Below are 14,713 nucleotides of genomic sequence, written 5' to 3'. Positions count from 1 at the left end.
GGTTGAGCGTCACCCGGCTCAGCGAGGCCGCGGCGACCGGACCTTCGACGGATCCATCCCCTTGGGGATCGGAAGGCCGTTGCGACCCAGCGAGTTCAGGCGATTCGAGACGGCAAGGATTTCCGGCTTGCGAAGAGTGGACTTGATGGATCGAAGCTTGACGGGAAGTTTGTGCAGCGGGATCGATTCCGCGTCCGGCCCGACGTAGAGGAACGTGACCGGTACGTTCGGAAGGATGCGCGTGATGTTCCTGCGTTCACCCTCGAGCATGGATTGCGTCCGGCTCTTCGGGCCTTCGCCGATCAGCGCAACCCCACCGCGGCCGACGGCGCGGTAGACGGCATCCTGCGTCTTGGGGCTCACGGCCACCGGCATCTCACTTGCTGTCCAGCCGCGTCGGAGCGAGCTCTTGAGCACGGCACCCACTGCGCCGGGCTGGCCCGCGATCTGCCCGTAGGCCGCGCGTTCGGCCCGCCGACCCAGCACGATCAGGAAGACCAGGAAGCCACCGAGCACCCCGGCGATGATGTAGAGCACAAAACCAAGAATCTGGCCGCCCGACAGCAGGAACGCGAGCAACAGCCCCACGAGCACCGGGCCGAGAAAGGCGAGCAAGAGAAACCAGATGGCCAGGTTGTCGTAGCGCCGGGTCATCTGGAAGACCTGGTACATCTGCTTCAGTCTGCCGGGCTCCTTGGGAGCTGCGGGAGCGGAGTTAGTGGTTCGTGCCATGATCCAAGGATACGGCCTTCGTCGTGGAGGCCTGGGCGAACCCGAGATCTTGATCCGCGAGGTGGTTCAGGGAATCGGGCAGTGCACGGCCCTTTGCTCGCATCGAGCGGGCCCACAGGCGCCCAGCGCGGTAGCTGGATCTCACCAGCGGCCCGGCAAGTACCCCGAGAAAGCCGATCTGTTCGGCCGCTTCACTGAATTCCACGAACTCCTGTGGTTTGACCCAACGCGCGACAGGGAGGTGACGCGGCGTCGGTCGGAGGTACTGGGTGATCGTGATGATGTCGGTGCCGGCATCGTGCAGGTCCTGGAGGGCCTGGATCACCTCGGCTGGCTCTTCGCCCATGCCGAGGATCAGATTCGACTTGGTGATGAGGCCGGCCTGGCGTGCCTGGCTGATGACGCCGAGCGAACGCTCGTAGGTGAACGCAGGGCGAATGCGCTTGAAAATCCGCGGAACCGTCTCGACGTTGTGCGCAAATACCTCTGGTCGTGACGAGAAGACCTCCGCCAGCAGGTCGGGGTTGCCCGAGAAGTCGGTGGCAAGAATCTCCACACCGGTGCCGGGGTTCTGCTCATGGATCTGCCGTACGGTCTCGGCATGAAGCCAGGCGCCCTCGTCGGGCAGGTCGTCCCGGGCCACACCGGTGACCGTGGCATACCTGAGGTTCATCTTCGTCACAGACTCGGCGACTCGTCGCGGCTCGTCGCGATCATAGTCAGCGGGCTTTCCAGTGTCGATCTGGCAGAAATCACAGCGCCTCGTGCACTGGCTGCCGCCGATCAGGAAGGTAGCCTCCCGATCTTCCCAGCATTCGAAGATGTTGGGGCATCCTGCCTCCTGGCACACCGTGTGGAGGTTCTCACCCTTGACCAGCTCCTGGAGCTGCTTGTACTCCGGCCCTATCCTGGCGACGGTCTTGATCCATTCGGGCTTGCGCTCGATGGGTGTCTCGGCGTTGCGGATTTCGAGTCGAAGCAGCTTGCGTGTGCCGTGCTGCTGGGGGGATGCGTCGATACTCATGTTGTAACCACCAAACTGTTGGAGAAAGCTTTGCGAACCAGGGGCAGCGCGTCTTCGGTCGTCACGTCTCGCCCGAGTTCTCGCGAGATCGATGTGACGCCGGCTCCCACGATCCCGCAGGCGATGATCCGGTCGTACGCTTCGAATGAGTTGTCGCAGTTCAGGGCGAAGCCGTGCATCGTGACCCCGCGGGAAACCCGGATGCCGATTGCCGCGATCTTCCTGTTCTCGCCGATCCAGACTCCGGACCGGCCATCGACCCGATTCGACTCGAGCCCGAGAGCGGCAAGCGCGTCGATGAGGATTCCCTCGAGCCGGCGCACGTAACCGACCACATCGATCGGTTCGGACAGTTTCAGGATCGGGTAGCCGACCAGCTGCCCCGGTCCGTGCCAGGTGATTTTCCCGCCACGGTCTACGTCGATGACCGGGGTGCCGTCGTGCGGTCTCTCGACCACTTCGGTGCGTTTCCCCGCGGTGTATACCGATGGGTGCTCAAGGAAGATGACGGTGTCGGGCGAACGCCCATTCACTACGTCATCGTGTGTTGCGCGTTGAAGCTCAAGAGCTTCCAGATACGGCACGGAGTTGGCGCTTAGCCCCGCGACGACATAGTCGACCACGCCAATAGTCTACGCGGCACGGTAGTCGCGAAAACCCGTTCTGCACAGCGGGTTGTGTCGCAGGACGTCCACGGTTTCTCTCGGGGCGACACAGCAGCTCACCCACGCGATAACACTGGGGGCGTGGCGATCGAATCTCTGGGCGGGTACAGGCTGGTGCGAAAAGTCAGCGATGGTGCGCGAGCCGAGATTTTCCTGGCGCATCCCCTTCGCACGGCAACGGACACCATTCCGGCGGCTGTGAAGATTTTTCGGCCAGAGGTGACCGAGCAATCGATCATGGTCGAGATCGAGGCACTGTCCAGAAGCTGCGGCGCGCACGTCCTGGAGCTTCTTGATCTGACAACTGCCCCCGATGGTAGGCCTGCGTTGATCCTCATGCGGTGCGCAAGCGGTAGCGTGGGCAGGTTGGCCAGGACGAGAACAGAGTTTCGACCGGGGGAGGTGATCACGATCCTCGCGCCGGTGACCCTGGCGCTCCGGCGATTGCACGACCAGGGCGTCGCCCACGCCGGGATTCGGCCGGATGCCGTGCTGTTCGACGCTGCCGGAACTCCGATGCTGGGATGCTTTGGCCGCGCACGACTGTTTCCTAGTGACCTGTCGTCTGCGGTCCGCCACGCCGAGCCCGCATTCTCGACTGACCTGGATGCCCTCAAGCAGCTCGCGATTGTGGTGCTCGGCCAGGTGCGCGACGACCCCACGCGCGCGGTTCTGGACTGGCTCCACCGATCCGACCCTGCTGGTGTCGGGTGGCTTGACGCTCTCGACGAGCAACTGTTCGGTCTCGGCGAGCCGACGGCAGTCGACTTGCGGCTCGACACCCAAGCGCCCACGAAAGTCTTACCGTCAAGGCTGCTGAAGGCGGAGCCCATCGAGAGCCCGGGCTCACCCATCGTCTTCGCGGGCCTGGCGATACCGGAGGTGATTGCGCGACTTCTTCCTCCCCAACTGCTGGAAGTCGATGTGGTTGCACAGATGCGTCGCTCCGTGTCGAGCGTGAGACCGCGTTTCTGGGTGGCAGGTGGTGTAACGGTCGCCGCGCTGCTGGCAGCAGCCTTCCTCATTCCGCAAGGAAGGTCCGATGCGGTCTCGACCCCTCTGCAGTCCCCGTCGACATCAGCAGCTGAGACTCCAGGTTCCAGCCCGATCGTCGAAGATGATCCAGCCGCCGCCACCGCACCCCTCCTCGCAGCGCGAGAATCGTGCATTCGGGATATGTCTGTGCTGTGTCTCGACGCCGTCGTCCAGCCCGACTCGGCTGCCTCAACGGCAGACCGGGCCCTCATCCGTGACATTCAGGCAGGACAGGAACTTCCTTCGCCCTGGGGCATCGAGCCAGGTGATCCGATTTTGGATGAACGGCTCGGCGATTCAGCGATCGTCAGTCTCGGCGACACCGCAGACGACCAACCGGCCTCGCTGCTTCTCATGAAGAGCGAGGCCGGATGGCTAATCAGGGACTACCTGATGGAGTGACGGAAGACATGCTGGCCAGTTGTGCTCAGATTCCGAGGTTTCCCTCGAAAGCTCCGGCCTCAAGGCGATCCTTGATCGTGACGAGGAACCGTGCGGCGTCCGCGCCGTCGACGATCCGGTGGTCATAGCTCAACGCCAGGAACACCATGGAGCGAATCGCGATGGCGTCTCCCGCGGTGTCACTGACGACGACAGGCTTCTTAACCACGATGCCGGTGCCGAGGATGGCGGACTGCGGAAGGAACACAATGGGTGTGTCGAACAGCGCCCCTCTCGAACCCGTGTTCGTCAGCGTGAACGTTCCGCCGGCCAGCTCGTCTGGCTTGAGCTTGTTTTCGCGGGTGCGGGCGGCGAGGTCAGCGATCTGCGCCGCGAATCCGGCGAGATCAAGTGACGCTGCATCTCGGATGACGGGGGTCAGAAGCCCGCGCTCGGTGTCGACGGCGATAGCCATGTTTTCCTGGGGCGGATACACGATCGTATCGCCGTCGATCGTGGCGTTGATGATCGGGTTTGACCGGAGGGCTTCAGCCGCTGCCAGCGCGAAGAACGGTAGGAACGACAACTTCTGGCCGGTCTTTGCCTGGAAATCGGCCTTGACCCGGTTGCGCAGGTTCGCGACGAGAGTCACGTCGACTTCTACGACCGAGGTGAGCTGTGCGGACGACTGCATGGAGATGACGGCCCGCTCTGCGATGACCTTGCGAAGTCGTGACATCGGAACAGTCGTGCCCCTGAGCGGTGAGACCTCTGGCGCCACGGTGGGCACTGCCACTGGTACTGGCACTGCCGCTTCGGCAGCCGCACTCGCTGCCTCAAGAACATCCTGCTTGCGGATGCGGCCGCCTACTCCGGTGCCGACAAGACCGTCAAGCGAGACTCCGTGCTCGTTTGCGAGCTTGCGTACAAGCGGAGTCACATAGCCCGCATGGACATCGGGAACGGTGCTCGGGGCCGGAACAGTCTCGGTCGGAGCTGCGGCTGTGGGTGCGGCCTGCGCTGACGGCGTGGCCTCAGGAGCCGGAGCGGCCTCAGGAGCGGCAGCCGCTTCAGGAGCAGCAGCCGCTTCAGGAGCCGGAGCAGCCTCAGGAGCCGGAGCAGCCTCGGGGGCGGCAGCAGCCTCAGGGGCGGGAGCGGCCTCAGGAGCCGGAGCAGCCTCAGGAGCGGCAGCAGCCTCAACTTCAGCAGGCGCCGGAGCGTCGGTCGACGGGACTTCAGCGGCGGGTGCGCTCTCGGCTGGCGCAGTAGCGACCTCGGTTGGTGTCACAGGTGCTTCCGCGATGGGGGCCGCTTCGGGAGCGGAGAGCTCTGCAGAAGCGGCAGGGGCCTCGGTGACAGGGGCCTCAGCGGCAGGGGCCTCAGTGGGTGCATCCGATCCGGTGCCGATGGTCACCAGGACTGTTCCGACTTCGACAGTCTCGTCTTCGGCGACCAGGATCGCTTCGATCACTCCCGCGACGGGGGAGGGGATCTCGGTATCCACCTTGTCCGTGGAGACTTCGAGCAGCGGCTCATCCACCTCGACTCGGTCGCCGACCTGCTTCAGCCAGCGGGTGACCGTACCCTCGGTAACGCTCTCACCGAGTGCTGGAAGGCTGACGGATTCGCTCATCAGTGATGCTCCTTTGTAACGCTTCTTCGCAATAGTTTAGTTTGGCGATCGAGCCGGTGGACTAGATCGCGTGGAGTGGTTTGCCAGCCAGGGCAAGGAATGCCTCGCCAAGAGCCTCGCTCTGTGTGGGGTGTGCGTGCAGGAGCGGTGCGATGTCTTCCGGGTATGCCTCCCAGTTGACGGCGAGCTGCGCTTCACCGATGAGTTCACCGACGCGGGCGCCGATCATGTGCACGCCGATGACAGGCCCCTCATTGACGCGGATGACCTTGATGATGCCGGCCGTCCCGAGGATGTGGCTCTTGCCGTTTCCGGCGAGGTTGTAGTCGTATGACGATACGTTCTCCGCGCCGTACTTCTCCGCTGCCTTCGCTTCCGACAGGCCAACAGACGCGACCTCGGGGTCGCTGTACGTGACCTTCGGGATGTTCAGGTCGTCGATGACGACGGGGTTGAGACCCGCGATCTCCTCGGCGACGAAGATGCCGTGCTGGAATCCGCGATGCGCCAGTTGCAGGCCAGGAACGATGTCACCGACGGCATAGACGCCGGGGATGTTCGTGGCGAGACGTTCGTTCGTCAGCACGAATCCGCGATCCACGGTGACACCGACCTCCTCGAAGCCGAGGTTCGCCGTAGCGGGGCCTCGTCCCACGGCGACCAGCATGAGCTCGGCCTCAAAGGTCTTGCCGTCTTCGAGCGTCACTACGACACCGTCATCGTTCTGCGTGACGCTCTGGAAGCGGGTGCCGAGGTTGTAGCTGATTCCGCGCTTGCGGAAGGCGCGCTCGAACTGCTTGCTGATTGCCTGGTCTTCGTTGGGAACGAGGTGGGGAAGGGCTTCGATGATCTGCACGTCGGTGCCCCAGCTCCTCCAGACGCTGGCGAACTCGACACCGATGACGCCACCGCCGAGCACGATGACCTTCTTGGGCACGAAGTCGAGCTCCAGAGCCTGTTCGGAGGTGATGACGCGGCCGCCGATGTCGAGTCCGGGCAGGGACCGCGAGTAGGAACCCGTCGCGAGGATGACGTTCTTACCCGTGACCGTGTCGTCGCCGACCTGCACAGTCGTCGGGGAGACGAGAGTGCCCGCTCCCTCGATGGTGGTGACGCCGCGCGCCTTGAGAAGTCCCTGGAGGCCCTTGTATTTGCTGGCGACGACCTCCTGGCGGTATGCGGTCACCGCGGCGATATCGACGCCCTCGAAAGTCGACGTGATGCCGTACTTCGCAGATTCGCGGGTGACATCGGCGACCTCAGCCGAATGGAGCAGCGCCTTCGTCGGGATGCAACCGACATGCAGGCAGGTGCCCCCGACCTTGCTCTTCTCGATGAGTCCGACAGTCATTCCCAGTTCGCTTGCACGGAGCGCGGCGGCATAGCCGCCACTTCCGCCACCGAGAACAACAAGGTCAAAAGTGTGCTCTGACAATCCAGCAACTCCTCTGTAAGCATCTGTGCTCCGACACGCCGATTAACGTGCTGGGTGACCGGGCTGAGCGGCGAAAAAGCCGCCTCAAGAACCCTACTACGATCGGGAAATTTCCTCGGCCAACTCGATGAGGGCGCGCACGGAAACTCCCGTGGGGCCCTTGCCCGTGAATCCCCATCCTGCGCCGCCGTTATTAGCCGGGCCAGCGATGTCGAGGTGCGCCCAGGGGATGGATTTCTCCTCGTCACCCTGTCCGTTTGTTCCCACGAACTCACGCAGGAACGCTGCCGCGATCATCATGCCGCCTGCGGTGTTCCCAGGCTTGATATTGGCGATATCGGCAAGGTCGGACGCCAGCAGCGGCCGGAGTTCGGCGGCGATGGGCATGTGCCAGAGCGTCTCGCCGACCCGGTTTCCCGCAGCGACGAGCTGGCCAGCCAGCGCCGAGTCGCCCATGGTGCCGACATAGCGTGTGCCGAGGGCGACCATGGCCGCTCCGGTCAGGGTCGCGACATCGATGATCGCGTCCGGGTGCTCTTCGCTGGCTGCGGCGATGCCGTCAGCGAGAACGAGCCTTCCCTCAGCGTCGGTGTTCAATACTTCGATGGTCTTTCCACCGCGAGCCGTGATGACATCGTTCGGACGCATAGCTGATCCGGATGGCAGGTTCTCGGCCAGGCACAGCCACGCGGTGACACGTACTGGCAGTGTGAGCCGCGCGATGGCGAGGGTGACCGCGAGTACCGTCGCTGCACCGGTCATGTCGTATTTCATGCCGATCATCGAAGCCGGTGGCTTGAGTGAGAGGCCGCCCGAGTCGAAGGTGATCCCCTTGCCGACGAGCGCGATATGCCTGGCGGCACCGGAAGGCTGATAGCTGACTTTCACAAGTCGTGGACCACGAGTAGACCCGAGGCCGACCCCGAGGATTCCGCCGTAGCCACCCTCGGTGAGTTCGGCGATGCCGAGGACTTCAACTGTCACGTCAGCGTGCTGGGAGAGCGAGGTTGCCGCGTCGGCGAAGGTCTCCGGGTAGAGGTGATTGGGCGGTGAGTTCACCAGGTCCCTGACGGTGTGGATAGCGTCGGCGATGGCGGTTGCCCGCTCGACGAGCTCGTGGTTCCCGGTCTCGCTGGCCACCGTGATGGACTTGGCCGGAAGTGTCGTGCTCGCCAGCGAGCTCACGCGGTACTGCGTGTAGGCGTACGCGCCGATTCCGGCGCCCTCGAGCACGGCAAATACCGCTTCGTCGTCGAGTACGGGGAATCCGAACACGACAGATTCGATACCTCGTAGTTGCCTGGCCGCCGATCCGGCTGCGTAGCGCAGCGTGTCGTTTGAGATGGGGGATGAGCCAAGCCCCACCAGTGCCACGCTGGCGATGGAGTCATGGCCGCTCGGCACCCTGACGATCTCATCCTTGGCGCCGGTCACACCTATGGCGGCCAGCGACGACTGCAGGTACTGGAGCGCGGGATCGTCGGTCTGGAGTCTCGGACCATCCCCGGTCTTGAGTACCCCGAGCACGAGAACATCGGCGGCAATGGACAGGAGAGGCTGGGCGGAGATGGCGAGCGTAGCAACGGTCATCCGTCCAGCGTATCGAGGGTCATGCGCGCAATCGGACCGGGACACAGCCCGGCTGGCGCACCTGTTCGCTTTCGGCGCTATCGCTGCGAAGGCATTTGACCTGAGTGCGCAGATCGACGCGATTAGTCTTGAAACATGCAAGATCCGGCCGGTCTTTACGACCTCACACCCGACGTCACTGTACCTGCGGGCCTCAATCTGGTGGCAGCGCTGACAGGGTTCTCCGATGCGGGCTCTGCCGTGACCCAGCTCAGCGACTACCTGCTCGACACCATGAACCACTCGGTTGTCGCGCGATTCGACAACGACGCCCTGCTCGACTACCGCGCTCGACGCCCGACCATCTATTTCGACCAAGACCACATCGCTGACTACTCGCCTCTTGCTCTGAACCTCTACCTGATGAAAGACGAGCTCGAGCAGCCATTCCTGCTCCTCACCGGTTACGAGCCGGATTTTCAATGGGATCGGTTCACGAGTGCAGTGCTGCAGCTCATCTCACGCTACGAGGTGAAGGCTACGACGTGGGTGCACGCGATCCCCATGCCGGTGCCTCATACCAGGGCCGTGGGCACCACGGTCAGCGGAAATCGAACCGAACTCGTCGAATCGATGTCTATCTGGCGACCCCGCACCCAGGCTCCAGCAAATGCCCTCCATCTTGTGGAGTACCGCCTGAGTGAACTGCACCACCCGGTGGCAGGATTCGTGCTTCTGATCCCTCACTATCTGGCAGATACCGAGTTTCCGCTTGCCGCCGTCTCAGCCCTCGAGAGTGTCAGTGCTGCGACAGGACTCATTTTTCCCACGGATCGGCTGCGCGAAGACGGCAGGGACTTCCTGGCGAAGATCGATGGCCAGGTGGAGAGCAACCAGGAGTTGGCGAGGCTCGTCGGCACCCTTGAGGAACGTCACGATAGCTACATTCAGGACAACCCGTTGCGTTCACCCCTGACCGACGTCGACGGGGAACTGCCCACAGCAGACGAGATCGCTGCCGAACTTCAGAACTTCCTCGCGATCAGGCGCAAAGGTGATGATCCTGACCCTGTGATCTGACGTCACGACGGTCCGCATCCACCGGGATCGCGATCTGGGGTGCGCATAGAGTTGGCGTAATGAATTCGCGTCGGGCATGGGTGATCTACGGGGTCGTGACCTTCGCCTACATCATCGCCTTCATGCAGCGGAGTTCGCTCGGCATCGCCGCCGTCGAGGCGACCGAGCGATTCGAGGTCGCAGCCACCGCCCTGTCCACACTTGCTGTGGTGCAGCTCGCGGTGTACGCCGTGTTGCAAATTCCCGTCGGGGTGATGCTCGACCGCGTCGGCCCGAAATTACTTCTCGTAGCCGGCGCATCGCTCATGGCTGCGGGGCAGGTGACACTCGCTCTCTCGCCCGACCTCGGCGTGGCTATCGTCGGACGTGTGCTGGTCGGCGCCGGTGATGCCATGACATTCATCTCGGTCATCCGACTGCTCGCATCCTGGTTCTCGGGTCGAAGGCTCACGTTCGTATCGCAGGTTTTCGGAACCCTGGGTCAGTTCGGCCAGTTGCTCTCGGCGTTTCCCCTCTCCATTGCGCTGAATGCCTTCGGATGGACGCCGACATACTTGTCGGCCGCATCAATCTCGGTCATCGTCGTCGCGGCCCTGGTTGCCGTCGTCAGCAATCGACCTGCAATGTCGCCCGGTGCTCGCGTCGAAGCTCCGCGGCGCCAATCATGGCCAGCGTCTATGAAACACCTCCGCGAAAGTCTGGCCAGACCCGGAACGCAACTGGGGTTCTGGTCCCACTTCGTGACCCAATCGTCCCTGACGACATTCACTCTCCTATGGGGATTCCCTTTCCTGTCGGTCGGCCTCGGTTACGGGCCGTCGGGGGCCGCTGTACTGATCACGGTGACTGTGGCGAGTGCGCTGGTCAGTGGACCCATCCTCGGAATTCTCACCGCCCGATACCCGTTCCGCAGGAGCAATATCGTGATCGGCATCGTGGTGGCAATGGCCGTCGCGTGGGGGATCGTTCTCGCCTGGCCAGGCATCCCACCGACCTGGGCGGTGGTGGCGTTGCTTGTTGTCATCGCGGTGGGCGGGCCCGGTTCGCTGATTGGATTCGACTTCGCCCGGAGCTTCAATCCCATGCGTGCGTACGGTTCAGCGAGCGGCATAGTCAACGTCGGGGGATTTCTCGCGACCTTTGTCATGATGTTTCTCATCGGAGTCGTGCTCGACGTCATAGACAAGAGTGGGGGAGGCTCCGGTCGTCCGTCTGAGCTCTATTCGTTCGATTCATTCCGGATCGCGTTTCTCGTGCAGTACGTCGTCGTCGGTATCGGAGTGGGGATGCTGCTTCACGCGCGCCACCGGACTCGACGTCGGATGCATGACGAAGAGGGAATAGAAGTGGCGCCGTTGTGGGTTGCACTAGTGCGAAGCTGGAGGCACGGCAGGGGTTGAATCGCTCCGGAGGTCGAGTGCGGGGCGGAGACGCCTGTATACGGGCAATCGCGCGCATGTGTCAAGAGCAGGTCTCAACTCGTGCAATACTGGAAGCGAGACCCGGTCTGGTTCCACGGTTCGCGGCATTCCTGTAATGCCTCGATCCGAACTTGACATGGGTCTTAGTGCTGTAAAAAAACAGGCATGTGCTGTAAAAAAGCCAGCATGCGCTTCCCGGAACAGCGAACACAGTGCCCAAAAACTCCTGAGAGGTGTTTCGAATGGCAACCCGAGCTAAAACCACCACAGTTGACGACGAGATCGTTGAGACGAAGACTCCAGTGAAGAGCGCTTCGGCTGCAAAAGCAACCGCCACCAAGGCGCCTGCGAAGGCCCCAGTGAAGGCGGCAGCAGCAAAGACCCCGACCAAGGCTGCGGCGGCGAAGGCTGCCAGCGCGGCGAAAGCGTCTGCGTCGAGCGATGACGATGCAGAATCCGACGGGCCCACAGACCTCAAGGATATCGACGATGGGGTCGTTCCCGCTGTCGACTCCGACGAGTCGAAGGATGACTCGGGCGACGATGACGATGACGACTCGAAGCCATCGAGCAAGGATGAGGCCCTGCCCAGCGGCGCCCTGGTCCTCTCGCTGGTAGACGATGACGATGACGTCCCTGTGTACTCGGCGGCGATCACGGGAGCCACAGCTGACCCCGTCAAGGACTACCTGAAGCAGATCGGTAAGGTCGCCCTGCTCAACGCGGCCGAGGAGGTCGAGCTGGCCATGCGCATCGAGGCGGGGCTGTTTGCCGAAGACAAGCTCTCCGGAATGTCGCCCACCGAACTGCGTTCCGCCGTCGGTCGCGAGCTCCAGTGGGTTGCCAAGGACGGGCAGCGCGCCAAGAGCCACCTGCTGGGGGCGAACCTGCGGCTCGTCGTGTCACTGGCCAAGCGGTACACGGGTCGAGGGATGCAGTTCCTCGACCTCATCCAGGAGGGCAACCTGGGCCTTATCCGGGCCGTCGAGAAGTTCGACTACACCAAGGGCTTCAAATTCTCTACTTACGCCACGTGGTGGATCCGCCAGGCCATCACCCGGGCGATGGCAGACCAGGCACGCACCATCCGCATCCCGGTGCACATGGTCGAGGTCATCAACAAGCTTGCGCGCGTCCAGCGTCAGATGCTGCAGGACCTCGGTCGCGAACCCACGCCTGAAGAGCTGTCACGCGAACTCGATATGACTCCTGAAAAGGTCATCGAGGTACAGAAGTACGGTCGCGAGCCGATCTCCCTCCATACGCCGCTCGGCGAGGACGGTGACAGCGAGTTCGGTGACCTGATCGAAGACACCGAAGCCGTTGTTCCTGCGGATGCCGTCGGCTTCACGATGCTGCAGAAGCAGCTCGAGAGCCTGCTGGATTCACTGTCGGAGCGCGAGGCCGGCGTGATCCGCATGCGCTTCGGGCTGGGTGACGGAATGCCGAAGACTCTCGACCAGATCGGAGACACGTTCGGCGTGACGCGCGAGCGCATCCGTCAGATCGAGTCGAAGACGATGGCCAAGCTGCGTCACCCGTCACGATCGCAGTCGCTGCGCGACTACCTCGAGTAGACCGGTGACCGCCAGTTCGACGGATCAGGCCAACGAGGGCAAACCCCTCACGGTGACGATCGACGGGGTCGCATATCACCGTATTCCCATCAAAACCCACGTGGTGATGAGGGACGACGTGTTGCTCGACGTCATCACGCGATACGCGAGTGATGTGGTGCGTGATGGGGATGTCTTCTTCGTTACGGAGAAGATCGTCGGGATCACGCAGGGCAGGGCTTTCCCGCTTGACGAAATACACCCGCGCAAGCTCGCCATCACACTCTCGAAGTATGTGACGAAAACCTCGCATGGTATCGGTCTGGGCATCCCGGAGACCATGGAGATGGCCCTGCGTGAGTGCGGCACCCCCAGGATCCTGTTCGCCGCTGCTGTAGCGGCCGTGACCAAGGCGTTCGGCCGCCGTGGAGACTTCTACCGGATCGCGGGCTCGAAGGCGCGCGCGATCGACGGGCCGACCAAAAACACCATCCCGCCCTATGATTCGCAGGTCGTGCTCGGTCCGGACCGCCCCGATGGTGTCGCGGCTGATGTCAAGGCAGCGCTCGGAAAGTCAATAGACGTGCTCGTCGTCGATATCAACGACTTCGGTGGCAACGTCCTGGGTTCTACTGCTGGCCGGAGTGTCGATGACCTGATGGTCAGGGTGTTGAAAGACAACCCGCTCGGCCAGGATCGTCAATCGACGCCGATGGGCGTCATCCGTCGAGCCTGACCCTCTCGGATCACGGGCCTAATACTCTCGGATCAGGGGGCTGTTAGAAGTCGATGACCTCGCGGAAGCGGGGGAGCAGGCCGGTTTTAATGCCAGTCAGGCTCGGCTTCATCTGAAACACCCCGGTGTTGTAATTGCCCTCGATGATGATGGGGTTGTGTTCGCCGATGGCAACGTCCCAACCGACGTACTGGATTTCAGGAACGACTCTGGCGATGGTGTCGAGAAGATCGAGCACCTGCGCGTAGAGCGGAACCTGGAATCCGATGATCGACGTACCGGTCAGGGGATGAAGGTCGAACGTGTTGGCGTACTTGTCGAACGCGCCGTAGCTTGCGATTCCGGTCTTCTCGTCGAGAACCGTGTACATCCCGCCACGAGCGTAGTTGTCTACTTCTGCGCCGTTGCCGATACGCAACACTGCCTCCATCACATGCACGGTCGTGCCGTCGAAGAACGTGATCATGCGCAGAGAGTTCACGCTGGCTGGTGAAAGGGAGGCCATCGCCGGGTGCTGGGTGATGAACGACTCGACGAGGTACTGGTGCTGTGCAAGCAGCTCCATCCGGAATTTCTCGAAGTCATGGATGTCGACGGCGTGATGCTTGCTCATTCCGGCACCGCCCATTCCATCGACACGTTTGGCCATGATCGTGCCGTAAGTCATGACGAATTGCTGCAACTCTGTCGCCGTGGACTCGCGAACGTTGAGCCACGATCGGCCGAGATACTGGTCGAAAAGAGGGTTGAAGGTCAGCTTGTCTGCGAACCGGTTGCGGAATGCACGCTGGTTGTACCTGATCACGATCGAGTTGGCATTGCCACTGGTGATCCAGGTGCGTCTTTCACGACGCGTCAGCGACCAGAATTCGAATTCCTGGTAGTCGAGATAGCCGGCCTGGTAGACGACAGAGCAGTAGGCCATGTCCATCAGGATGAACAGCTGAGGTCGAGCGCTCTCCCCGGATACCGCGGCGGAAACTGTGAAGAAGTTGCGCACATCGAGGCTTTTCAACCGTGAGAGATAGTGCCTGATCCGATTCACGATGCTCCTGCTTGCGTGTGTTCCTGGCAAAGAAGTGAGGGCCGGCGTAAACGCCGGCCCTCACGAACTTAGTGTGCTGGAGCTCAGACCGTGCGGTCTTGCAGCAGACGGCTCGACTCATCGTGCCAGTTCAGGGCTGTGGGAAACAGCTTGCTTTTGAACTGGTTGCCGTGGTGTGCGCAGAAGAGCAGGTCGCCGCTGTTCAGGGTGACCCGGATGTACGCCTGCGCGCCGCAGCTGTCGCAGCGGTCAAGCGCTGAGAGGGTGTAATCCGTTTCCGGGGGTAGCTCGGTGGTGATCTGAGACATGAGCGCTCCATTCGGGTCGACGCGTGAACTTTCTTTCCTCAATACAAACACGACTGTGTTACTGCGATGCGTCATTTGCCGGGTATTTCGCTG

Annotated in this window: 13 protein-coding genes; 5 read left to right on the top strand and 8 right to left on the bottom strand. The window is 62.4% G+C overall.

Going from position 1 to position 14,713, the window contains the following annotated elements; translation table 11 throughout:
- Positions 1-18: 18 nt before the first annotated feature.
- From IEW81_RS01270 to lipB, 3 genes are read right to left on the bottom strand one after another with little or no spacing between them, the layout of a single operon-like run.
- Positions 19-732 carry a DUF4191 domain-containing protein gene (locus tag IEW81_RS01270; RefSeq protein WP_097060866.1) on the bottom strand — a complete coding sequence of 238 codons (714 nt, stop codon included), beginning with the start codon at positions 730-732 and terminating at the stop codon, positions 19-21.
- Complete coding sequence (lipA, locus tag IEW81_RS01265; RefSeq protein ID WP_373285356.1) at positions 716-1,756, bottom strand: lipoyl synthase; 1,041 nt, start codon at positions 1,754-1,756, stop codon at positions 716-718. Before lipA ends, IEW81_RS01270 begins: the two co-directional genes overlap by 17 nt.
- Positions 1,753-2,379, bottom strand: a complete 627-nt coding sequence (gene lipB / locus IEW81_RS01260; RefSeq protein ID WP_097060867.1) for a lipoyl(octanoyl) transferase LipB — start codon at positions 2,377-2,379, stop codon at positions 1,753-1,755. The genes lipA and lipB overlap by 4 nt, the downstream gene beginning before the upstream one ends.
- A 123-nt stretch (positions 2,380-2,502) precedes the next feature.
- Here lipB and IEW81_RS01255 point away from each other — a divergent pair, with 123 nt between their 5' ends.
- The gene (locus IEW81_RS01255) at positions 2,503-3,858 is read left to right on the top strand and encodes a protein kinase domain-containing protein (RefSeq protein WP_179691846.1); all 1,356 of its coding nucleotides are present in this window, start codon (positions 2,503-2,505) and stop codon (positions 3,856-3,858) included.
- Positions 3,859-3,883: 25 nt separating this feature from the next.
- On the opposite strand, the gene IEW81_RS01250 is transcribed toward IEW81_RS01255, so the two are convergent.
- The 3 genes from IEW81_RS01250 to IEW81_RS01240 all read right to left on the bottom strand — a co-directional run bounded on the left by IEW81_RS01250 (position 3,884) and on the right by IEW81_RS01240 (position 8,495).
- Entirely contained in the window at positions 3,884-5,470 is a 1,587-nt protein-coding gene (locus IEW81_RS01250; RefSeq protein WP_097060869.1) for a 2-oxo acid dehydrogenase subunit E2, read from the bottom strand.
- 61 nt (positions 5,471-5,531) lie between these two features.
- Positions 5,532-6,905, bottom strand: coding sequence for a dihydrolipoyl dehydrogenase (lpdA, locus tag IEW81_RS01245; RefSeq protein WP_097060870.1), 1,374 nt, complete (start codon positions 6,903-6,905; stop codon positions 5,532-5,534).
- A gap of 96 nt (positions 6,906-7,001) precedes the next feature.
- On the bottom strand, positions 7,002-8,495 hold the full coding sequence (locus IEW81_RS01240) for a leucyl aminopeptidase (protein WP_097060871.1): 1,494 nt from the start codon (positions 8,493-8,495) through the stop codon (positions 7,002-7,004).
- 135 nt (positions 8,496-8,630) lie between these two features.
- Here IEW81_RS01240 and IEW81_RS01235 point away from each other — a divergent pair, with 135 nt between their 5' ends.
- From IEW81_RS01235 to IEW81_RS01220, 4 genes are all read left to right on the top strand, one after another.
- Positions 8,631-9,554 (top strand): proteasome assembly chaperone family protein, encoded by a 924-nt coding sequence (locus tag IEW81_RS01235; protein WP_097060872.1) that lies wholly within the window; start codon positions 8,631-8,633, stop codon positions 9,552-9,554.
- Positions 9,555-9,613: 59 nt separating this feature from the next.
- Positions 9,614-10,954 (top strand): MFS transporter, encoded by a 1,341-nt coding sequence (locus IEW81_RS01230; RefSeq protein WP_097060873.1) that lies wholly within the window; start codon positions 9,614-9,616, stop codon positions 10,952-10,954.
- A gap of 263 nt (positions 10,955-11,217) precedes the next feature.
- Positions 11,218-12,552, top strand: coding sequence for an RNA polymerase sigma factor (locus tag IEW81_RS01225; RefSeq protein WP_097060874.1), 1,335 nt, complete (start codon positions 11,218-11,220; stop codon positions 12,550-12,552).
- Positions 12,553-12,556: 4 nt separating this feature from the next.
- On the top strand, positions 12,557-13,267 hold the full coding sequence (locus tag IEW81_RS01220; protein ID WP_229671186.1) for a coenzyme F420-0:L-glutamate ligase: 711 nt from the start codon (positions 12,557-12,559) through the stop codon (positions 13,265-13,267).
- A gap of 43 nt (positions 13,268-13,310) precedes the next feature.
- On the opposite strand, the gene IEW81_RS01215 is transcribed toward IEW81_RS01220, so the two are convergent.
- Together IEW81_RS01215 and IEW81_RS01210 are read right to left on the bottom strand one after the other, a co-directional pair.
- Positions 13,311-14,312, bottom strand: a complete 1,002-nt coding sequence (locus tag IEW81_RS01215; RefSeq protein WP_097060875.1) for a sugar-transfer associated ATP-grasp domain-containing protein — start codon at positions 14,310-14,312, stop codon at positions 13,311-13,313.
- 83 nt (positions 14,313-14,395) lie between these two features.
- The gene (locus IEW81_RS01210; protein ID WP_097060876.1) at positions 14,396-14,620 is read right to left on the bottom strand and encodes a DUF7455 domain-containing protein; all 225 of its coding nucleotides are present in this window, start codon (positions 14,618-14,620) and stop codon (positions 14,396-14,398) included.
- Between the last annotated feature and the right edge of the window lie 93 nt (positions 14,621-14,713).

Origin of the sequence: Salinibacterium xinjiangense (genome assembly GCF_014645015.1) — a bacterium.
Classification (GTDB): domain Bacteria; phylum Actinomycetota; class Actinomycetes; order Actinomycetales; family Microbacteriaceae; genus Rhodoglobus; species Rhodoglobus xinjiangensis.
This window is presented reverse-complemented; position numbering and strand designations above follow the sequence as displayed.

Coding starts and splice junctions, on each gene's coding strand:
- IEW81_RS01270 (WP_097060866.1), bottom strand. CDS start 732: ATGGCACGAACCACTAACTCCGCTCCCGCAGCTCCCAAGGAGCCCGGC.
- lipA (WP_373285356.1), bottom strand. CDS start 1,756: ATGAGTATCGACGCATCCCCCCAGCAGCACGGCACACGCAAGCTGCTT.
- IEW81_RS01250 (WP_097060869.1), bottom strand. CDS start 5,470: ATGAGCGAATCCGTCAGCCTTCCAGCACTCGGTGAGAGCGTTACCGAG.
- IEW81_RS01240 (WP_097060871.1), bottom strand. CDS start 8,495: ATGACCGTTGCTACGCTCGCCATCTCCGCCCAGCCTCTCCTGTCCATT.
- IEW81_RS01235 (WP_097060872.1), top strand. CDS start 8,631: ATGCAAGATCCGGCCGGTCTTTACGACCTCACACCCGACGTCACTGTA.
- IEW81_RS01230 (WP_097060873.1), top strand. CDS start 9,614: ATGAATTCGCGTCGGGCATGGGTGATCTACGGGGTCGTGACCTTCGCC.
- IEW81_RS01225 (WP_097060874.1), top strand. CDS start 11,218: ATGGCAACCCGAGCTAAAACCACCACAGTTGACGACGAGATCGTTGAG.
- IEW81_RS01210 (WP_097060876.1), bottom strand. CDS start 14,620: ATGTCTCAGATCACCACCGAGCTACCCCCGGAAACGGATTACACCCTC.